The organism is Cupriavidus necator, from assembly GCF_016127575.1.
GTDB lineage: Bacteria > Pseudomonadota > Gammaproteobacteria > Burkholderiales > Burkholderiaceae > Cupriavidus > Cupriavidus necator_D.
In genome coordinates, this window is sequence record NZ_CP066020.1 from 263,011 (window position 1) to 281,588 (window position 18,578).

Sequence of the window (18,578 nt, forward strand, 5' to 3'; positions counted from 1 at the left end):
ACCTTCCCATCCTTGCCGCCAGCGGGCTCGGCTTCTCCCGTGCGGGACGGGTCGTGTTCAGCGGCATCGATCTCGCTCTCGGCCCCGGCGATCTACTCCAGGTGCTGGGCGCCAACGGCAGCGGCAAGACCAGCCTGCTGCGCGTACTGAGCGGCCTAGTGGCTCCGGACGAGGGCGAACTGCACTGGCGCGGACGGCCGGTTCGCGCCGGCGACCCGTCCTTGCTGCAGGCGCTGGCCTATGTCGGCCACGCCAACGGCATCGATCCCGAACTGAGTCCCGTGGAGAACCTGCGCTTCGCCGCACGCCTGGCGGGCGTCGCCGCCACACCCGACAACGTGCAGGCCGCGCTGGCCGCGTTCGGGCTGGAGCGCGTCATGCATGCGCCGGCGCGGTCGCTGTCGCAAGGCCTGCGCCGGCGCGCGGCGCTGGCGCGGCTGGCGCTGGCGCGGCGCGAACTGTGGCTGCTGGACGAGCCGGTGACGTCGCTCGACGCCGACGCCGCTGCGCGCTTCCAGGCACAGCTCGACGATCACCTGCGCGCGGGCGGCATGGCCATCGTCGCCACGCACGCGCTGCTGCCGGGCGCCAGGACCTTAAGGCTGGACGCCCGGTCATGACCCGCACCCTGGCCGCCATCATCATGCACGACCTGTCGCTTTCGTGGCGACGGCGCGGCAGCCTGCTCGGCAGCGTGGTGTTCTTCGTGATCGCCACCAGCCTGTTCCCGCTGGCCGTCGGGCCCGACCTGCAGCAGCTGCGCGCCCTTGCGCCCGGCATCCTGTGGGTGGCAGCGCTGCTGGCATCGATGCTGTCGCTGTCGCGGCTCTTCTCGCAGGAGTACGCCGACGGCAGTCTCGATCAGCTGCTGCTGTCGCCGCATCCGCTGGCGCTGCTGGTGCTGGCCAAGATCTGTGCGCACTGGCTGACCAGCGGGCTGCCGCTGCTGCTGTTGACGCCATTGCTCGCCCAGCAATACAGCCTGCCGGCAGGTTCTTCGTTTCTGCTTGCAGCGTCGCTGCTGGTGGGCACGCCGGCGCTCAGCCTGATCGGCGCGGTCGGCGCCGCGCTCACGCTGGGCGTGCGCGGCGGTACCGTCCTGCTCTGCATTCTGGTGCTGCCCCTGTGCGTGCCGGTGCTGGTATTCGGCGCCAGCGCCGGCGCCGGCGCCGACGCCGGGCTCGAGGTGCTGCCGCAGTTCTCGCTGCTCGGCGCCTGCCTGGCCTTGTCATTGTTCCTGTGCCCGCTGGCCACCGCCGCCGGGCTGCGCACCGCCATGGAGTCGTCCGGATGAGCCCCCCGCTCAACCCAGCGCATGGCGGCAACGCTGCGCCACCTGCGCTGCGCTCCCGCTGGCTGGCCTACGCCGCGCCAGTCCGCTTCTATCCGCTGGCGGGACGGCTGGCGCCGTGGTGCTTCGCGGCTGCCGCCATCTTCCTGCTCACTGGGCTCTACGTCGGCTTTGCCGTCTCGCCCACAGACGCGCAGCAGGGCGAGGTCTATCGCATCATCTTCATCCACGTGCCGGCGGCGTGGATGTCAATGTTCATCTACCTCGTCATGGCCGGCTACTGCGCGCTGGCGCTGGTGCTGCGCACGCGGCTGTCGTCGATGATGGCCTCGGCGCTGGCGCCCACGGGCGCTCTCTTCACCGCGCTCGCGCTGTGGACGGGCGCCCTGTGGGGCCAGCCGACCTGGGGCACATGGTGGGTGTGGGACGCGCGCCTCACGTCGGAGCTGATGCTGCTGTTCCTCTACCTCGGTTTCATCGCGCTGGAGGCCGCCATCGACGAGCCGCGCCGAGCCGAACGCGCCTGCGCGGTGCTGGCACTGGTGGGCGTGGTCAATATCCCCGTCATCTACTTCTCGGTGCAGTGGTGGAACACGCTGCACCAGGGCGCTTCAGTCAGCCTCACCGCGGCGCCGTCGATGGCCGCCACCATGCTCGCCGGCATGCTGCTGATGACGCTGGCCTGCTGGATGTACACCATCGCCGTCGCGCTGGTGCGCGTACGCTGCATCCTGCGCGAGCGCGGCGAGGTGTCCGATGCCGGCCACGCGCCGGCGAATCCCCGGGAGACCACAACATGAACTGGTCCGCACTGTCATCCTTTACTGGCCATGCAGCATATATCGTGGGCGCCTTCGGCATGGCTTTCGCCCTGCTCGCCATCGAACTGTTCTTGCTTGCGCGGCGCGCCCGTGCCGGCGCAGGTCCTCGCCGATGACACCACGCAGGCGCCGCCTGGGTCTGTTGCTCGCCGCGCTGATCTGCGTCGGCATCGCCACGACGCTGGTGCTCAATGCGTTCCGCTCCAACCTGGTGTTCTTCTTCAGCCCAAGCCAGGTCGCGGCGCACGAGGCGCCGGTGGCGCGCAGCTTCCGCCTGGGCGGGCTGGTGGCGCCCGGGTCGATCCGGCGCGAGGGCGACGGCATGACCATCCGCTTCATCGTCACCGATACCGCGCGGCAGGTGCTGGTGGTCTATCGCGGCCTGCTGCCCGACCTGTTCCGCGAGGGCAAAGGCGTGGTGGCGCGCGGCAAGCTGGAAGCGGACGGCACTTTCGTCGCCAGCGAGGTGCTGGCCAAGCATGATGAGAACTACATGCCGCCCGAGGCCGCCGACGCGCTGAAGCAGGCCGAGCAGGTCAACCGCCGCATGGCCGGGACCCCGCAAGGAGCGCGGCAATGAATGCCGAACTCGGCCATTTCGCGCTGATCGTGGCCCTGCTGGTCGCGATAGTGCAGGCCGCATTGCCGCTGGCCGGCGCCGCGCACGGCAACATCGCGTGGATGGCCGTGGCCCGTCCCGCCGCGCGCGTGCAGTGCGTGCTGGTGGCGCTGGCCTTCGGCTCGCTGACATGGGCCTTCGTCAGCAATGACTTCAGCGTGCGCTACGTGGCGGCGAATGCCAACACCGCCCTGCCGCTGACCTACCGCATTGCGGCCGTATGGGGCGGGCACGAAGGTTCGATGCTGCTGTGGACGCTGATGCTCGGGCTGTGGTCGACGGCAGTTTCCTTCTGCAGCCGGCAGCGGCCACTCGCCGTCGTGGCGCGTGTGCTGGGTGTGATGGGCACCATCAGCGCCGGCTTCCTGCTGTTCCTGCTGTTCGCGTCCAATCCGTTCCTCCGCCTGCTGCCGCCCGCGATGGAAGGCCGCGACCTCAACCCGCTGCTGCAGGACCCGGGCATGGTGTTTCATCCGCCGCTACTCTATATGGGCTATGTCGGCTTCTCGGTCACCTTCGCCTTCGCCGTGGCCGCGCTGCTGGCAGGCCGGGCCGACGCCGCTTGGGCACGCTGGTCGCGCCCGTGGACCACGGTGGCGTGGGCACTGCTGACGCTGGGCATCATGCTCGGCAGTGCCTGGGCGTACTACGAACTCGGCTGGGGCGGCTGGTGGTTCTGGGATCCGGTCGAGAACGCCTCCTTCATGCCCTGGCTCGCGGGCACCGCGCTGATGCACTCGCTCGCGGTCACAGAGAAACGCGGCGCGTTCCGCGCCTGGACGGTGCTGCTCGCCATCTTTACCTTCTCGCTGAGCCTGCTCGGCACTTTCCTGGTCCGCTCCGGCGTGCTCACCTCGGTGCACGCGTTTGCGGTCGACCCGAAGCGCGGCATCTTCATCCTGGCGCTGCTGGGACTGGTCACCGGACTGTCGCTGACGCTCTATGGATGGCGCGCGCCGCGGCTTGCACGGCGCGTCGAATTTTCCGTGGCAGCGCGGGAATCCCTGCTGCTCGCCAACAATGTGCTGCTGGCCGTCGCCGCTGCCACCGTGTTGCTCGGCACGCTCTACCCATTGCTGCTGGACGTGCTCGGGCTGGGCAAGATCTCGGTCGGCCCGGCGTACTTCGAGCAGGTATTCGTGCCGCTGATGGCGCCCGCCGTGCTGCTGATGGGCGCCGCGCCGCTGGCGCGCTGGCGGCACGGCGGCCTGCCCGACATGGCGCGACGGCTGCGCTGGGCGGCGGCGGCCAGCATCGTCGTCGGACTCGGCCTGTTGCTGGTTCAGCGCAACGCGTCGGCGCTCGCAGGGCTGGGGCTGGTGCTGGCGGCCTGGTGCGGGCTCAGCGCCGTGGCCAGCCTGTCTACGCGCCTGCGGAACCAGCAAGGCCGGCGCCTGGCCGCCTTGCGCCAGCTGCCCGCGAGCTATTGGGGCATGCTGCTGTCGCACGCGGGCGTGGGCGTCTTCATCGCCGGCGTGACGCTGGTGTCGAGCCAGGAGAGCCTGCGCGAACTGCCCATGCGCGTGGGCCACAACATCAGCGTTGGCGGCTATAGCTTCCGCTTCGACGGCGTGACGCAGGCGGCGGGCCCCAACTACGATGCGCTGCGCGGAACGCTGTCCGTGTCCCGCCACGGCAAGATCGTCGCCGTCCTCGCCCCGGAACGCCGCATCTACCGCAGCCAGGACATGCCCACCACCGAAGCCGCCATCGACAGCGGCCTGACCCGCGATCTCTACGTCGCGCTGGGCGAGGGCGTGGGCGATGGCGGCTGGGCGGTGCGCATCCACGTCAAGCCGTTCGTCGACTGGATCTGGGCCGGGTGCATCCTGATGGCGCTGGGCGGCTTGCTTGCCGTCTGCGACAAACGCTACCGCCTGCGTCGGCGCGCCCCGGCTCCACAGGCCGAAACAGTCGATGCGCCGAAGGCACCGGCACTGGCGCTTTCCACCGCCGAGGAGACGCGGGCATGACGCGCTTCCTGCTGCCGCTCGCGGCTTTCCTCGCACTGACCATCGCCCTGGCGGCCGGGCTGCGGCACGATCCGCGCGAACTGCCCTCGCCGCTGGTCGGTAAGCCCGCGCCGGCGTTCAGCCTGCCGCTGCTCGAACCCGAAGGACGCACGCTCGCGGCGGCCGACATGCGAGGCAAGGTCTGGCTGCTGAACGTGTGGGCATCGTGGTGCGCCGCCTGCCGCACCGAACATCCGGTGCTGGTTGACTTCGCCGCCCGTTCGCACGTGCCGCTGTACGGGCTGAATTACAAGGACGAAACCGGCGCGGCCCGCGACTGGCTGCAGCGCATGGGCAACCCGTACGCCGCGTCGCTGGTCGATGCGGATGGGCGAGTGGGCATCGATTACGGCGTATACGGCGTACCTGAGACCTTTGTCATCGACCAGTCCGGCGTGGTGCGCTACCGTCAGGCCGGCCCGGTCACGCGCGAGGTGCTGGAGCGCAAGCTGATGCCACTCATCGAGCAGCTCGAGAAAAGCGGGGACGGCCATGCGTAGGCGATTCGGCTCATTGCTGAGCGCCGTGATCTGCGGCCTTGCGTTGCACGCCGGCGCCGCCACGCTCTCGGACACGGAACTCGATGCGCGCGTCCACGCCTTGTCCGGCCAGCTGCGCTGCCTGGTCTGCCAAAACCAGACCTTGGCCGACTCCAACGCCGACCTCGCCGTCGACCTGCGCCGGCAGATCCGCGAGCGGCTGCGCGGCGGCGCCAGCGATGAAGCCGTGAAGGACTACTTGGTGCAGCGCTATGGCGACTTCGTGCTCTACAAGCCGCCGCTCAGGCCGCTGACCTGGCTGCTGTGGTTCGGTCCCTTGCTGTTGGTGGCCGGCGTGACAATCGCCATCATTCGCGCGCGCTCGCGCAGCGTCGCAGCCGGGCTACCGCTCGACGCCGAGGCGCAACGACAGCTCGCAGCATTGCTGGACGAGACGTCCGGGCAACCTGCCAGTCCGCCAGCGGAGGCACGACAGCCATGACGACCTTCTGGCTCCTAGCCGCCGCGCTGATCGCCGCCACCATGGCTTGCCTCCTCTGGCCGCTGCTGCGCCACCGTGTCGCGCCAGATCCCGACACGCCGGAGCGCGCCCTGCTGGCAGACCTGTACCGCGAGCAACTGAATGAGCTGGATACCGACCTGCAAAGCGGCACGCTGACCGCCGCGCGGCACGCGGGGGCGCGCGACGAACTCGCCCGCCGCTTGCTGGACGAGAACGCCAGCGCCACGGCCGCCGCACGACAGGCAAAGCCTTCGCCCCTGCTCGCCGCCGCGCTGCTGGCCGTCCTGCCCAGCGCTGCCATCCTGCTCTACCTGCACCTGGGCAATCCCGTCGCGCAATGGAGCGCCAATGACATGCCGGCGGCGACCGACGGCCAGCACCAGCTCAGCGGTTTGCAGCTCGAAGGCATGGTCAACCAGCTGGCAAAGCGCCTGCGCGATGCGCCCGGCGACGCCGAAGGCTGGGCGATGCTGGCGCGCTCCTACAGCGTGATGGAGCGCCACGACGATGCCGCCGCGGCCTATGCGAAAGCCATTGCGCTGGCGCCCGACGTCGCGCCGCTGCGTTCGGATTACGCGGACGTGCTGGCAAGCCTCAACGGCGGCTCGCTGGAAGGCGCGCCGATGGAGCAGATCGGCCGCGCGCTGGCACTGGATCCCGATGATCCCAAGGGGCTGGCGCTCGCCGCCAGCGCTGCGGCGGAACGCGGAGACACGCAGGGTGCGATCGGCTACTGGGAACACCTGTACCGGCTGCTGCCTGCGGATTCGCAGACGGCGGCGAGAATTGCGGCAAATCTTGCGGCGGCGCGAGGGACTGCGGCCACCTCGCTTACGGCCAGCGGCGAAATCGGCGGCATTGTGACACTCGGCGAGATGGCGGGCAGGATTCCTCGGCCTGACGAAACCGTCTTCATCTATGCGCGCGCCGTGGATGGCCCGCGCATGCCGCTGGCGGTAATCAGACGGACAGTGCGCGATTTGCCGGCGCGGTTCACGCTGGATGATTCCATGGCGCTCGGGCCCGACCACAAGCTGACCGGATATCCACGGCTAATGGTCGAGGCCCGCATTTCCGCAAGTGGCAACGCCACACCACAGGCTGGCGATCTCGTCGGACGCACCGGTCCGGTAGCTGCGGGCAGCCACGAAGTGCAAATCGTGATCGACAGCATAGTGCCGGATGCAGGGACGGCACCGGCCGCTGACCGTATACCGCACTAGAAGTGTCACGAGCTCGCAATCGCGGTAGGAATACCGGTTGCCCGGTACCCACCGGGTCGCCGTGGCAGTCACCCGCTTCCGACTCCCACGTGTCGCACTTGTCGAAATCTACTACGCGGGCTTTGTCGCCTCCCGTTGTCACGATTCGGGGTGCTCGCAGGGCTCTGGAGCTGCCTGACGTCTAGATGAGCCCGCCGGCGGATACGGCCATCGATGCCGAGTAGGCAGAACAAGAGGCCAACTCCATGAACGAAGTGACGCATACTTTAAGCACCGAACAATCTTGTGGACTTGATCGCGAGCAAATTAATGTCAATTTATACAAACCGCCAATAATATGAATTGAATGCATGAAAGATCCAGAAAATGATCATTTTTTCACTGGGAGCTCCTGCGATAGAGTCGTGATCGGAAGTCGATGAACGACCGAGCAAGCCAATTTGGTTACCAAGATCGGGATAAGCGTCACTTCCCTTCCATAATCTAGCGAGGGAATCGTCATGCAATTCGAGTACACGCCGAAGGTCAAGGAGATGCAGGCCAAGCTGCTGGCCTTCTTCGAAAGGCACATCTATCCGAATGAACAGCGCTTCGAGGAGGAGATCGACGCTAACCGCCGCGCCGGCAATGCATGGATTCCCTCCACGGTGATCGACGAACTCAAGCCGCGGGCGCGCGAAGCCGGCCTGTGGAACCTTTTCCTGCCGCGTTCGCCGCGCGCCGCGCAGGGCCTGTCCAACCTCGAGTACGCACCGCTATGTGAGATCATGGGCCGCGTGCCCTGGTCGGCCGAGGTGTTCAACTGCTCGGCGCCCGACACCGGCAACATGGAAACGCTGGAGCGCTACGCCTCGGAAGAACTGAAGGACCAGTGGCTGGAGCCGCTGCTGGCCGGTGAAATCCGCTCGGCCTTCCTGATGACGGAGCCAGCCGTGGCCTCGTCGGACGCCACCAACATTGCCTGCCGCATCGAGCGCGACGGCGACCACTATGTGATCAACGGCACCAAGTGGTGGTCATCGGGCGCGGGCGACCCGCGCTGCAAGGTCTACATCGTGATGGGCAAGTCCAATCCCGACGCTGCCCGCCATGAGCAGCAGTCGATGATCGTGGTGCCGGCCGACGCGCCTGGCGTTACCGTCAAACGCTTCGTTCCCGTGTTCGGCTACGACCATGCACCGCACGGCCACATGGAAATCGAGCTGAAGAACGTGCGCGTGCCGGCTTCGAACATCCTGCTGGGCGAAGGCCGCGGCTTCGAGATGGCCCAGGGCCGCCTGGGCCCTGGCCGTATTCACCACTGCATGCGCAGCATCGGTGCGGCCGAGCGGACACTGGAACTGATGTGCAAGCGCAGCCTGGACCGCGTTGCCTTCGGCAAGGAGATCGCCCGCCACGGCGTGACGCAGGAACGCATCGCCGAAGCCCGCTGCGAAATCGAAATGGCCCGCCTGCTCACACTCAAGGCGGGGTACATGATGGACACCGTGGGCAACAAGGTGGCCAAGGCCGAGATCGCCATGATCAAGGTGGTGGCCCCAAACGTGGCGCTGAAGGTAATCGACTGGGCTATCCAGGTCCACGGCGCGGCCGGCGTGTCGAGCGACTTCCCGCTGGCCAGCTGGTGGGCGCACCAGCGTACGCTGCGGCTGGCCGATGGTCCGGACGAGGTGCACCGCAACGCCATCGCCAAGCTTGAACTACTGAAGTACCGTTCGGATCGCTGAAGCGTAGGCGATTTCTTCAAGCCTCCCCCGCGCTAATCACGTTGTGGCGTGGGGAGGCGCTCATCCATGGAGCCCTTTGATTTCCGTGTAACGCGTGCCAAGAACGTGAGCATCAGGTGACCGATGCCTGCGATGCTTTAGGGAAGATGAGTGCGGGGACGGCCCCTCGAAGTCGGATTGCAGGAGCGGGCTTCAAACCGCCACAAGCTGCGTGGGTGAAGAGCCCCCGTGGTGAGCGTTGTCGGAAAAGTCGGGGGCAACCTCGGCAGGTGGGAGTCAAAGAGACGAACGCGAGTGAACCGCTGATGACGTGCCGTAAAAATCATAATCGATGTCAAAACCGGGGGGATTGCATGCTCCGGGAAAATTTTGGGCGATGCCTGCTGATGTCCCAATCGGCATCCGGCATAAAGGCGGCGTGACTTTGATTCAGGCTTCGGTAAGGAACTGGGGAATCTGTCGTCCCGATGCGAAGGGAGAAATCCAAGCGGAAGGCTCCGCAAGGATGAGTGCACCGATGCGGGGGGCGTACTTGCATTAATCGAATCTGAAGACAAAGTGACTCCCGTGATCCGGAGATCAGGCGATGCGGACGGATTGCGGGCGTGCGAGAGCCACCATGCGGTTAAGCACGCCTACGCGGATCGCCACTTCTGTTGATTGCGAAGCCGATGCCACGCGCCCAAAGGCGATTGACGTTTTGAGCCGGTACATCAGGTTCTCGATCAGCGAGCGGCAGTGGTAGCCGCAGCCCCTCTTCCATTCCCCTCGCCAGTTTCGCGCAATGGCGTCAATGGCCTCGTTGCGCCACTGCGCGCCGGGCGTTCTCTCAGACCAAGCGCCGCCCCTTCGCGCGGTGGGATCGAGGTTGCGCGCCGCGGGCTTCGATTTGAGGCGCATCTCGGCTCCGACGCCATGGCTGGCCAGCCAGCTTGCCAGGCGGGCCCCGCTTTCCTCGTCCGGTTCGCCATCGCTGTTTGAGACAACCACGATCGAAACAATTGAGGCAAGCCGAAGCATTGGCAGCGCATCGGCAACAGCCCTCGCCGCCTCAGCCTGCCGTTCCACGCAATTGCGACACGGCCTCGCAGTTGCGGCCAGGCCTTTCCCGGCACCAGCGACACAGGCCGTCCAGCGTTCAGCAACGCGTACTCCGCCGCCTTGGCCATGGGCGCCGGCACGTTTTCATCTGTGGACGGCGGCGTCCGGAAGAATGATGTCGGCGAAGCGGCCTTCCCTGGCAAGCGCCCAGCCCTCTTCTGCTTCAACGACGGCTTGCCTGATCGGTATCGACGGTGCCGCCTGCTTCACCAGGTCTCGCAGGACAGCGTAGTGCTCGGCTGCGAGAGCGGCGTATTTTCCGGCCTCTTCACCAGCGCCGCGGTAAGGCTCCAGTTGCGTGCCAGTCGCCGTCAGTCCAACGATGCTGCCGTCGAACAGCAACGCAAGTCCTGCTGCGGCTTCAATGCGTGCGTCTCGTGCATCGTCTTCCCTGAGGTCGACGAGCATTGTCCTGAAGTTCATTAAACCTCCTGCAAGCTTGAAGAAGAAGCCCGGAATGACCGGAGACGGGCCTTGGCGGATTGCATGCGAACTGAAGTAAACAGCGATTCACGCCTGCCAGATAACGCAGCGCCCCCCGCCAGTCGATCTGGTAAGACTGGCGGTACTCCGGCATGGTGGCGGTCCAACGGAGATCCCGCTCGATGTGCTGCCGGAGGGCATCGCTGGACTTCGGCTCGCGGTGGACGACGAATGATTGCCGCGGCGTCTGGCCCGCCAAGCCAGGTCACCAGCTCGGCCGCATCGGCATGCGCCGAGAGATTCTCGATCTGCTCGACCGTCGCGCGCACGACGATGTCCTGCCCGTGGAGCCGGATGTCGCGCTGGCCCGCGGCCAGTGCGGCTCCCCGTTCCGACCGCCTGGAAGCCCGACAGCAGGATCGTGCTGCGCGGGGTCCTGCCCATACGCCGCAAGGTGGTGCATGCGCCCGCCGGTTGCCATGCCGCTGCCGGCCAGGATGATCTTGGGACTGCGATCCCGGTTCAGCCAGACCGACTGCTCCATGCTCTGTACCGGCGTTGCCAGGCCGCATGCATCGGCGCATGCAGCGCGGTCGATATGCAGCTCTTCCGGATGCAGCGAGAAGATCGTGGTCGCGTCGATCGCCATCGGGCTGTTGAGGTAGACCGGCACTTCCGGAATCCGCTTCAGCTCGCGCAGCCTGTGCAGGCAATACAGCAAGCTCTGCGTGCGGCCTACCGCGAAGGCAGGAATGATCAGGCTGTCGCCGCGCCCGATGGTCCGGCTGATGATTTCGCCGAGTATGCCGATGGGGTCGCCGCCAGGATGCAGCCGGTCCCCGTAGGGCGACTCGACCAGCAAGTAGTCAGCCTGCCTCCGCTTCCGGCGCGCGCATGACCAAGTCATGCTGGCGCCCGAGGTCGCCCGAGAATACGATGCGCTGGCCTTGCGCGAGCAGCGTGACGATGGCCGACCCGACGATATGACCTGCCCGGCTGAACTCCGCTTCCACACCGGGAACCACCGTGAAGTGCTGGCCGTAGTGCGTCGGGCCCAGCCGGCGCAGTGCGTGTTCGACATCCGCACTGGTGTAGGGTGGCAATGTCGGCCGATGGCGCGAGAATCCCTTGCGGTTGGCGTAGGCCGCATCTTCCGCCGCCAGGTGCGCGCTGTCAGGCAACAGAATGCCGCAAAGCTGCGCGGTACCCATCGTGCAATAGGCGCTGCCCCGGAACCCGTTACGCACGAGCAGCGGCAGGTAACCGCTGTGGTCGAGGTGAGCATGAGTCAACACCACCCCATCGAGGCTCGCAGGATCAACCGGGAGCGGATCCCAGTTGCGCAGCCGCAAGGTCTTGTACCCCTGGAACAAGCCGCAATCGACCATGACGCGGTCGCGCCCGGTGTCGAGCACGTACCTGGAGCCGGTTACCGTATCGGTCGCCCCCAGGAATTGCAGTTGCATGCCGGCGTCCTCATATCAATGCGAGAGCTGAATCACAGACCCAGTCTAGGGGCAGCACCACAGGACTGCGATTGATCCAGGTCGACGGGCTGGCGCACGGCGGGAAGGGAGCTGCCGAATGGCTCAGGCGGCAGTCCGCTGCAGGCAGGCCACCACCCACGAAGCCCCGGTGGAAAGCGCCAGCCCGATGCCGACAGGCAAGGCAAACCTGGCGCCGCCCGTCAGGGCAGCCGCGACGATCTTGCTGACCGTATTGGCCGTCAACGCGCCGAGCACCGGCCATATCGACGCGTGGTCATCCAGCTTTCCGGCTCCCACGAGCGCCCCGATCGATGTCGCCGCGGCATGCGCGTCCGCGAAGCCGGCCCCGACTGCCAGTGCAAGTAGGCCGTATTGCCGCCCCAGGCCTGTGTCGCGGCCCCCACCAGCTGCAGGACACCAAACAGCAGCGCAAAGCCACCCGCTCCGCGCCAGTCGAACGAGCGGCCGGCTAACAGCCCCTCGCCGGCTGCCGGCGTCTCGCGCAGCGCCCGCCACAGCCAGACCCCGCCACAGGCCGCGATCGCCAGCAGGCCCGCAGCCAGCGGCAGTGCCAGCGCCTGCAAGGCGGAAACGCTAGTGGCGCCGAGCAGCAGCGTTATCTGGATGAAGGTAGCGACGGTCGACAGCAAGGCCGCCGCGACGGGGCCGTGGACCGGGCTGTCGGCCTTGCGTGCCCGCACCGCCATCGCGCCGATCGTGGCCACGCTGGAAACAAAGCCGCCGAACAGGCCCGTCATGGGCAGCCCGAAGTGCTCGCCGAACATGCGCGCGAAAATATGCCCCGCTGCCCGGCCAGCAGCACCAGCAGCACGACCAGCCAGAGCGCATGCGGATTCCAGGCGTCGAGCGGCCCCATGTAGCGGTCTGGCAGCAGCGGCCAGACGATCAGGGCTGCCGCAGCCAGGATCAGCGCATCGCTCATTTCCTCTCGGGTGACGACGTTGCGCGCGATGTGATGCAGGAACGCCTTGCCATGCAGCAAGAGCACCACGGCAGTGGCAAAGCCCGCCGCCAGCACTGCGTGCGTCACTGTCAACGCGCCCAGCAGGATGGTGAGCAGAGGCGAATTCCGTAGTGAGCCCGGCGTCCCGGTTCGCGGATCGCTGGTAGCTGATCGCTGCCAGCACCGTTGCGCCCAACAACGCGAGGGGCAGCAGCAGCCGATCAGGCAGCATCGCGCAGATGGCGCCCGACAGGCTGGCGACAGCAAAGGTGCGCAACCCCGCGGGATCTTCGCCGCCGTCGGCGGCGGACTGGCTGCGTTCACGCTCCAGCCCGATGGCAAGCCCGATGCCAAGCGCCACTGATACGGAAAGGATCAGGGGGTCCATGCCCAGTCCTCAAGTCGCGCGGTCGTCACACCAGTGAATCCAGTATTGGCCACTATCGGAAACTCTGCCACGCCCGCCGCTCCGGGTTGATGCATGTCAAGCGCGTATTACTGCCCGGGGGGTACGCTGAATACAACGAAACGCAAAAAAGATCGCATACTCATCACTACCCGTGAGAAGACACATCATGTACCAGCGCATCCTGCTCGCCGTCGACGGCAGCCGTTCGTCCGACCTGGCGCTGAGCCAGGCCATCATCGTCGCGAAGGCGACCGGGGCGGAGGTCAAGGCGCTGTTCGTGTTGGACGACAGCGATATCTACTTCGAGACCAGCTACTTCGACCCCAAGGAATTGTTGGACAACATCATGGCGGATGGCCGCAAGGCGCTGGACGCCGCCACAGCCAGGCTCAGCGAGGCGGGCGTCGGGAACACGGCGCAGCTGGTGGAGAAGCCGGTGTCGCCCGGCCGGATCTCGTTGACGATCGTCGGCGAAGCCGATGCGTGGAATGCCGACCTGATCGTGCTCGGCACGCACGGCCGTCGCGGCGTCAGGCGCTTGCTGATGGGCAGCGTGTCCGAAGGCGTGATCGCCAGGACCAGCAAGCCGGTGCTGCTGGTTCGCAGCGAAACCGAAGGCTAGCGTGGCGCCCGCACAATGACGGAGCATCGCGCTATGGCCCAGACCATGCGAGCCATGATCTTCGAGGGCGCAGGACTGCCGCTGCGCCTGCAGGACGTGCCGGTTCCCGACCCGGGGCCCGGCGAGGTGTGCATCGCCGCGGCTGCATGCGAGGTGTGCCACACCGACCTGCATATCGCCGACGGCGACCTCTCCCACCCCAAGCCGGCGCTGATCCCGGGGCATGAAGCCGTCGGCCAGGTCGAATCGTGCGGCACCGGTGTCACGGCATTCTCGCCCGGCGAGCGCGTAGGCGTGCCGTGGCTGGGAAATACCTGCGGTGATTGCCGCTACTGCATGCATCTTCACGGGAACCTCTGCGATGCGCCGCAGCTCACCGGATACACGCGCGATGGCGGCTACGCGGAATACGTGGTCGCCGACAGCAGCTACTACTTCAGGATTCCGCCCGCCTACGACGACGAACATGCTGAGCCGCTGCTCTGCGCCGGCCTGATCGACTACCGGACGTTGCGAATGGCGGGCGAGGCCCAGCGCATCGGCATCTACGGCTTCGGCGCCGCGGCCCACCTAGTGACACAAATTGCCGCCGCACAAGGCCGTGAGGTCTATGGCTTCACTCGCGCGGGCGACACCGGCGCCCAGCAACTGGCCTACGAGACCGGCGCGTGCTGGGCCGGCTCCAGCGACCTCCAGTCGCCCGTGGCGCTGGATGCGGCGCTTATCTTCGCCCCGGTGGGTGCGCTGGTTCCCTGCGCGCTGCGCGCCGTGGACAAGGGGGAGCGCTGTCGTCTGCGCCGGCATCCACATGAGCGACATCCCGCGCATGCCCTACCAGCTGCTATGGGAAGAGCGTCGCCTGTGTTCGGTCGCCAACCTCACGCGCGCCGACGGAATTGCGTTGATGCAGATCGCCGTCCGGACGCCGCTGCAGACGCACACGACCGCCTACCCGCTCGAGCAGGCCAATGCGGCACTGGCCGATCTGCGCGAGGGGCGTCTGTCCGGTGCCGCCGTCCTGAGAATCCGTCACTAAGGCTTCGGCAGATATCCCCATGAGCCGTTACCAGACACGTTTCCAGACGCGGGAGCAGGCCGGCACGGAGCTGGCGTTGGCATTGCGTCCGTACCAGGGGACCGGCGCCCTGGTCCTGGCGATTCCGCGCGGCGGCGTGCCAGTCGGGCGCATCGTCGCCGATTCACTGGGTGCCGACTTCGACCTGGTGATGGCGCGCAGGATCGTGCCAGGCATGGCGCTGGACGAATCCGGCGCGACATGGTGCACGTACGAAGCCAACGCGGACGGCGCGACCGACAGCCAGCGTGACGCCCAGTTCGACCAGCTGCGCCGGCAGCGCGCGGTCTATATGGCGGTTCGCAAGATTGCGGACCCGAAGGGGCGCGTGGTGATCGTCGTGGATGACGGCCTGGTCAGCGGCGCGACCATGTACGCGGCGTTGGCCGGCCTGCGCAAGCGGCGCCCCGCCCGGCTCATCTGCGCAATCCCGATCGCCGCCAGGGCCGGGCTGGATCGGGTCCGCGCCCTGGCCGACGAGATCGTCTGTCTGGATACGCCGGATCGTATCGAGAACCTAGCGCACTTCTATCGCGAGTTCCAGTTGGTCAGCGACGACCGCGTCAGACAATTGACCGCGATACAGCCAGCCCAATCCCAGGCTCGCTCCCGGCCAGGCGCCGTGGTGCGCATGCCATCGCTCAGCCTTGCCCTGCAAATTCCTTATGGCACCAGCCGGCTACCCGCCATGCTCGAATCGGCGCCGAATCCGATGGGCGTCGCGCTGATGGTATGTGCCGGTGGCGCGCAGCGCCGTGCGGCCCGCAGCCAATACCTGGCGCGCAAGCTTCGGGCGAAGGGATTCGCCACCATGCTTGTGGACCTGCAGCCCGAGAGCAGGGACAATGACGCCCCAGAATCAGAAATCGATGACCTTGCGAGAAGGCTAAACCAGGCGCTGATTTTCCTGCGCGCCAGGATGCCGTGCGCAAAGCTTCCGGCGGGCTTGCTCAGTACCGGTACCGCAGGGGCGGCCGCGCTGCGTGCGGCCGCATGCAGCGCGGACCTTCTCGGCGCCGTAGCCTGCGTTGCGGGACGCCCGGATCTCGCGGGCAGTGCAACCTTGCAGCGGCTGGACATCCCCGCCCTGCTGATGTGCGCCAGCGGCGATGCGCAGAACATCCACATCAATAACCTTGCATTCGAACAAATGCACTGCCTGCGGCAACTGCGGCTCATTCCGACCAGCGGCCGCGGATTCGAAGACCGCAATGCCATGGAAGACATCGCGACGCTCACGGCAGACTGGTTCGGGCGGCACCTCGCAACCGCGTCGCCTCCCAGTCTGGCATACGGGGGACGACAAACACCCCCAAACATGTGACGCCGCATTCATTCCCGTGCGGCTTTCCCCACCTATACTCAGTGCAGGTGACGGCGCCCCGGAGTCACAGGTACGGTGACCTTCAGCCGGATATCAAGCCGGTGACCGTCAAATTCCACGACTTGATAGGGTCGCGTGGCCGAGGGACTTCCCGCTTCGTCATCGTAGAGCGGCGGCCCCTTCAGATGTGAAGGCTCCAGCCGCTCGAGCAGCCGTGTCAAAGCTGTCCCGGCTGATCCGAGTCGATAGCCGCTGTGGTTCGGGCGTTGGCAGTCGTACTCCGGAAGGCGCTCAACGATTCGTTGCCGCGCCACATTGATTCCCGGAGGGGACGCCCTTGCCGCGCAAGCATCTTGGCTGACACGGCCGCGTCAAGCCCACCTTCCCGGCCTGGATCGTAAGCCCCGCCCGCGGGTGGCCAACGTCCTATCACCTAAGGTCTAAGCCGGAGTTTGATGGTTGTAGTTTGAGTATGGCGATTAATTGCATTTTGCCCCATGAGTATGGTCGAATGGGTAGAGCTTGCGGCCTAAATTGCGGGGCTTGCGGCATCAATCATCAACGATTGCCTGCAGATCCCGGGAAGCGGGCCGTCGTTCCTGAACGCTGGCTTAGGATGCGGGATCCTGTCCAGCCGCACCTTGCCCGGCCCCTCGTCGACACTGACCACGCGCTCACCGGCGCGATCCTTCACCGTCACCGGGGTGATCTCCGCCGCAAATGCGCCGGATTCCATGGCCTGCTTCGCGCCCGTCACCGAGGTCATGGCAAATGGGTCCTGCGCCTCGCGGCTGAACTGGCACTTCGCCGCACAGTCCTCGCCGAAGGTGCCCATCGCTCGCCCAGGCCGGTATCGTTGCGCCCCCTGAGACCATACGCTCATATCGAGCACATCGAGTTCTCGGCATGAGGACTCATCGGCAAAACTCCAACACGCAATCTTCGCTCACGACGTCGGAACTGCCGCCGCGTAGCAGCAACGCCAAAGACTGGCCTTGTCCTTGGTCGCGGTAGAGGGTTGCACTACGGGCGAAGCCACCCATGAACCGGCACCGCGCCTTCTTGCATTATCTCAAGAAGGCGCGCCCCGCTTCGGGCGATACTTGATCAATTGGCATCAGGCAACTGGAGACGGCCTGGCCCAACTGGAGTGCGACAATGTTCTCTCCCACCGCCAGCCTTCCTGGCTTCGATTCACCAATTGAACTGCTGCTGGCCTGCCATGAGAAGGTGCGGCGGTTCGCCGGCTTATGTCAGAGACTTGAGCAGCACGCGGCGCTGCACGGCGCGGATGATGAGGCACGAACCGCTGCCGCCAGCGTGCTGAGATACTTCCAGATAGCAGCGCCGCTGCACCACGCCGACGAGGAGGAAGACCTGTTCCCAGCACTGCGCGAGCTGGGTGACGTCAGCTTAACTGCGCGTATTGACGAGCTAGATGCCGAGCATGGGCGCCTGGGTGATTTGTGGTGCTGCGTGAAACCCTGGCTGGAGGCGATGTCGCAGGGCGCAAGGCACCCTGCTCCACCAGAACTCAGCGCGTTCGCCACCCTCTATCCCGAGCACGCATTGCGGGAAGAGCGCGAGATTTATCCTGCCGTCGTCCGGCTGTCCCGGGATCGCCTTGCCGAGATCGGCCAGCGCATGGCACAAAGAAGAGGCGCGCGCTAGTAGCGGCGCGCACCGGTAAACACCCCTTCGCGGACTGGAACCTGAACCGGGAATGGCTTGACCGGCGTCAATCGCGGCAGGCCAGTCCCTCGTTAGCATTCCTGCGTGGACACACGCTACCAAGGACGCTACCATGCAAGCCAATTCCCCCTTCCTCTTCGACGCGCGCAGCATTGCCAAGCGCTTTCGCCATGCCGCGATTTTTGGTGCTCTTGAAGCGCTGGGCGAAGGCGAGTCGATGCGTTTCGTCAACGATCACGATCCCCTTCCCCTGATCGAGCAATTGCGCCGGCGGTATCAAGAGCAACTTCATATTGCCTACGTTCAGCACGCGGACGGTGTCGTGGTAATTGACTTCACTGTCCATCCGGCGGGTACCGCGCAAGGATGCGGCAGCGGAGACGGTACGGGCTGCGGCTGCAGCGGCGGCTGAACCTTGCCGTCATCCGCCGCATTCAGATCGTCTGGACACCCCTCGCTATTCGCAGCTGGCTTGACCACGGACAAACCGGCCCAGGCCGGCCTGGGGCAAAATACTAATGAGGCCGCTGGGCTGCGGGGGCGCGCCCGATGACCTCGACGTTGTTGTCCTGCTGAAAGCCTGTCCGTACGAACTACGGGCAGGCTTTTTTCACAATCGGCGAGATTGCCAACGCGCCGCCCCGGCTTGTTCTTGATCAATCCACTGCAATAAGCCTCAACGGCATGATCCTTTATAAGATACATTTTTAATCTATCTTGGGTTCCACTATGTCTCCCGACGCAAGCGGATGCTGAATTGCCTCAGCTTCCGGTGCTGCCATCCCG

17 protein-coding genes and 7 pseudogenes are annotated in these 18,578 nt (G+C 66.1%); 15 read left to right on the plus strand and 9 right to left on the minus strand.

Going from position 1 to position 18,578, the window contains the following annotated elements; genetic code table 11:
* Positions 1–8: 8 nt before the first annotated feature.
* The 10 genes from ccmA to I6H87_RS33310 all read left to right on the plus strand — a co-directional run bounded on the left by ccmA (position 9) and on the right by I6H87_RS33310 (position 8,695).
* On the plus strand, positions 9–620 hold the full coding sequence (ccmA, locus tag I6H87_RS33265; protein ID WP_041688828.1) for a cytochrome c biogenesis heme-transporting ATPase CcmA: 612 nt from the start codon (positions 9–11) through the stop codon (positions 618–620).
* Positions 617–1,294: a heme exporter protein CcmB gene (gene ccmB, locus I6H87_RS33270; protein ID WP_011154130.1), complete on the plus strand. Its 678-nt coding sequence runs from the start codon at positions 617–619 to the stop codon at positions 1,292–1,294. Before ccmA ends, ccmB begins: the two co-directional genes overlap by 4 nt.
* Complete coding sequence (locus I6H87_RS33275) at positions 1,291–2,091, plus strand: heme ABC transporter permease (RefSeq protein ID WP_011154131.1); 801 nt, start codon at positions 1,291–1,293, stop codon at positions 2,089–2,091. The genes ccmB and I6H87_RS33275 overlap by 4 nt, the downstream gene beginning before the upstream one ends.
* On the plus strand, positions 2,088–2,228 hold the full coding sequence (gene ccmD, locus I6H87_RS33280; protein ID WP_063834073.1) for a heme exporter protein CcmD: 141 nt from the start codon (positions 2,088–2,090) through the stop codon (positions 2,226–2,228). The genes I6H87_RS33275 and ccmD overlap by 4 nt, the downstream gene beginning before the upstream one ends.
* Positions 2,225–2,692: a cytochrome c maturation protein CcmE gene (ccmE, locus tag I6H87_RS33285; protein WP_011154132.1), complete on the plus strand. Its 468-nt coding sequence runs from the start codon at positions 2,225–2,227 to the stop codon at positions 2,690–2,692. Before ccmD ends, ccmE begins: the two co-directional genes overlap by 4 nt.
* The gene (locus I6H87_RS33290; RefSeq protein ID WP_011154133.1) at positions 2,689–4,704 is read left to right on the plus strand and encodes a heme lyase CcmF/NrfE family subunit; all 2,016 of its coding nucleotides are present in this window, start codon (positions 2,689–2,691) and stop codon (positions 4,702–4,704) included. Before ccmE ends, I6H87_RS33290 begins: the two co-directional genes overlap by 4 nt.
* Positions 4,701–5,243: a DsbE family thiol:disulfide interchange protein gene (locus I6H87_RS33295; protein ID WP_011154134.1), complete on the plus strand. Its 543-nt coding sequence runs from the start codon at positions 4,701–4,703 to the stop codon at positions 5,241–5,243. Before I6H87_RS33290 ends, I6H87_RS33295 begins: the two co-directional genes overlap by 4 nt.
* Positions 5,236–5,724, plus strand: coding sequence for a cytochrome c-type biogenesis protein (locus tag I6H87_RS33300; RefSeq protein WP_011154135.1), 489 nt, complete (start codon positions 5,236–5,238; stop codon positions 5,722–5,724). The genes I6H87_RS33295 and I6H87_RS33300 overlap by 8 nt, the downstream gene beginning before the upstream one ends.
* A complete protein-coding gene (ccmI, locus tag I6H87_RS33305; RefSeq protein ID WP_011154136.1) occupies positions 5,721–6,968 on the plus strand; it encodes a c-type cytochrome biogenesis protein CcmI in 1,248 nt (415 codons plus the stop codon). The genes I6H87_RS33300 and ccmI overlap by 4 nt, the downstream gene beginning before the upstream one ends.
* 500 nt (positions 6,969–7,468) lie before the next feature.
* On the plus strand, positions 7,469–8,695 hold the full coding sequence (locus tag I6H87_RS33310; protein ID WP_011154137.1) for an acyl-CoA dehydrogenase family protein: 1,227 nt from the start codon (positions 7,469–7,471) through the stop codon (positions 8,693–8,695).
* A 579-nt stretch (positions 8,696–9,274) separates the two neighbouring features.
* On the opposite strand, the pseudogene I6H87_RS33315 reads toward I6H87_RS33310, so the two are convergent.
* The 7 genes and pseudogenes from I6H87_RS33315 to I6H87_RS34640 all read right to left on the minus strand — a co-directional run.
* Positions 9,275–9,573, minus strand: a pseudogene (locus I6H87_RS33315) (IS5/IS1182 family transposase); the annotation flags it as partial.
* Positions 9,574–9,880: 307 nt separating this feature from the next.
* Positions 9,881–10,219: a hypothetical protein gene (locus I6H87_RS33320; RefSeq protein ID WP_011154139.1), complete on the minus strand. Its 339-nt coding sequence runs from the start codon at positions 10,217–10,219 to the stop codon at positions 9,881–9,883.
* Between the two features lie 121 nt (positions 10,220–10,340).
* Positions 10,341–11,685, minus strand: a pseudogene (locus tag I6H87_RS33325) (MBL fold metallo-hydrolase RNA specificity domain-containing protein); the annotation flags it as partial.
* A gap of 123 nt (positions 11,686–11,808) precedes the next feature.
* Complete coding sequence (locus I6H87_RS34955; protein ID WP_413227110.1) at positions 11,809–11,961, minus strand: hypothetical protein; 153 nt, start codon at positions 11,959–11,961, stop codon at positions 11,809–11,811.
* Positions 11,962–12,491 (minus strand): annotated as a pseudogene (locus tag I6H87_RS34630) (DUF4010 domain-containing protein); the annotation flags it as partial.
* Entirely contained in the window at positions 12,461–12,757 is a 297-nt protein-coding gene (locus I6H87_RS34635) for a hypothetical protein (protein ID WP_231881548.1), read from the minus strand. The pseudogene I6H87_RS34630 and the gene I6H87_RS34635, both read right to left, overlap by 31 nt.
* Before the next feature lie 91 nt (positions 12,758–12,848).
* A pseudogene (locus tag I6H87_RS34640) lies at positions 12,849–13,058 on the minus strand (MgtC/SapB family protein); the annotation flags it as partial.
* Between the two features lie 187 nt (positions 13,059–13,245).
* Here I6H87_RS34640 and I6H87_RS33335 point away from each other — a divergent pair.
* From I6H87_RS33335 to I6H87_RS33345, 3 genes and pseudogenes are all read left to right on the plus strand, one after another.
* The gene (locus tag I6H87_RS33335) at positions 13,246–13,701 is read left to right on the plus strand and encodes a universal stress protein (protein WP_011154143.1); all 456 of its coding nucleotides are present in this window, start codon (positions 13,246–13,248) and stop codon (positions 13,699–13,701) included.
* Positions 13,702–13,734: 33 nt separating this feature from the next.
* A pseudogene (locus I6H87_RS33340) lies at positions 13,735–14,737 on the plus strand (zinc-dependent alcohol dehydrogenase family protein).
* 19 nt (positions 14,738–14,756) lie between these two features.
* Positions 14,757–16,100: a phosphoribosyltransferase gene (locus tag I6H87_RS33345; RefSeq protein ID WP_011154146.1), complete on the plus strand. Its 1,344-nt coding sequence runs from the start codon at positions 14,757–14,759 to the stop codon at positions 16,098–16,100.
* Positions 16,101–16,147: 47 nt separating this feature from the next.
* On the opposite strand, the pseudogene I6H87_RS34960 reads toward I6H87_RS33345, so the two are convergent.
* Together I6H87_RS34960 and I6H87_RS33350 are read right to left on the minus strand one after the other, a co-directional pair.
* A pseudogene (locus tag I6H87_RS34960) lies at positions 16,148–16,349 on the minus strand (hypothetical protein); the annotation flags it as partial.
* Between the two features lie 292 nt (positions 16,350–16,641).
* Positions 16,642–16,953, minus strand: a pseudogene (locus I6H87_RS33350) (thiolase family protein); the annotation flags it as partial.
* Between the two features lie 305 nt (positions 16,954–17,258).
* Here I6H87_RS33350 and I6H87_RS33355 point away from each other — a divergent pair.
* Positions 17,259–17,771: a hemerythrin domain-containing protein gene (locus I6H87_RS33355; RefSeq protein WP_011154148.1), complete on the plus strand. Its 513-nt coding sequence runs from the start codon at positions 17,259–17,261 to the stop codon at positions 17,769–17,771.
* Positions 17,772–17,904: 133 nt separating this feature from the next.
* Complete coding sequence (locus I6H87_RS33360; protein WP_011154149.1) at positions 17,905–18,204, plus strand: DUF2249 domain-containing protein; 300 nt, start codon at positions 17,905–17,907, stop codon at positions 18,202–18,204.
* The last annotated feature ends 374 nt before the right edge of the window (positions 18,205–18,578 follow it).

Excerpts from the sequence above, each read along its gene's own strand:
- ccmB (WP_011154130.1), top strand. The coding sequence starts at position 617 with ATGACCCGCACCCTGGCCGCCATCATCATGCACGACCTGTCGCTTTCG.
- ccmD (WP_063834073.1), top strand. The coding sequence starts at position 2,088 with ATGAACTGGTCCGCACTGTCATCCTTTACTGGCCATGCAGCATATATC.
- I6H87_RS33345 (WP_011154146.1), top strand. The coding sequence starts at position 14,757 with ATGAGCCGTTACCAGACACGTTTCCAGACGCGGGAGCAGGCCGGCACG.
- I6H87_RS33300 (WP_011154135.1), top strand. The coding sequence starts at position 5,236 with ATGCGTAGGCGATTCGGCTCATTGCTGAGCGCCGTGATCTGCGGCCTT.
- ccmE (WP_011154132.1), top strand. The coding sequence starts at position 2,225 with ATGACACCACGCAGGCGCCGCCTGGGTCTGTTGCTCGCCGCGCTGATC.
- I6H87_RS33320 (WP_011154139.1), bottom strand. The coding sequence starts at position 10,219 with ATGAACTTCAGGACAATGCTCGTCGACCTCAGGGAAGACGATGCACGA.
- I6H87_RS33290 (WP_011154133.1), top strand. The coding sequence starts at position 2,689 with ATGAATGCCGAACTCGGCCATTTCGCGCTGATCGTGGCCCTGCTGGTC.
- I6H87_RS33355 (WP_011154148.1), top strand. The coding sequence starts at position 17,259 with ATGTTCTCTCCCACCGCCAGCCTTCCTGGCTTCGATTCACCAATTGAA.
- I6H87_RS33360 (WP_011154149.1), top strand. The coding sequence starts at position 17,905 with ATGCAAGCCAATTCCCCCTTCCTCTTCGACGCGCGCAGCATTGCCAAG.
- I6H87_RS33295 (WP_011154134.1), top strand. The coding sequence starts at position 4,701 with ATGACGCGCTTCCTGCTGCCGCTCGCGGCTTTCCTCGCACTGACCATC.
- I6H87_RS33310 (WP_011154137.1), top strand. The coding sequence starts at position 7,469 with ATGCAATTCGAGTACACGCCGAAGGTCAAGGAGATGCAGGCCAAGCTG.
- I6H87_RS33335 (WP_011154143.1), top strand. The coding sequence starts at position 13,246 with ATGTACCAGCGCATCCTGCTCGCCGTCGACGGCAGCCGTTCGTCCGAC.
- I6H87_RS33275 (WP_011154131.1), top strand. The coding sequence starts at position 1,291 with ATGAGCCCCCCGCTCAACCCAGCGCATGGCGGCAACGCTGCGCCACCT.
- ccmI (WP_011154136.1), top strand. The coding sequence starts at position 5,721 with ATGACGACCTTCTGGCTCCTAGCCGCCGCGCTGATCGCCGCCACCATG.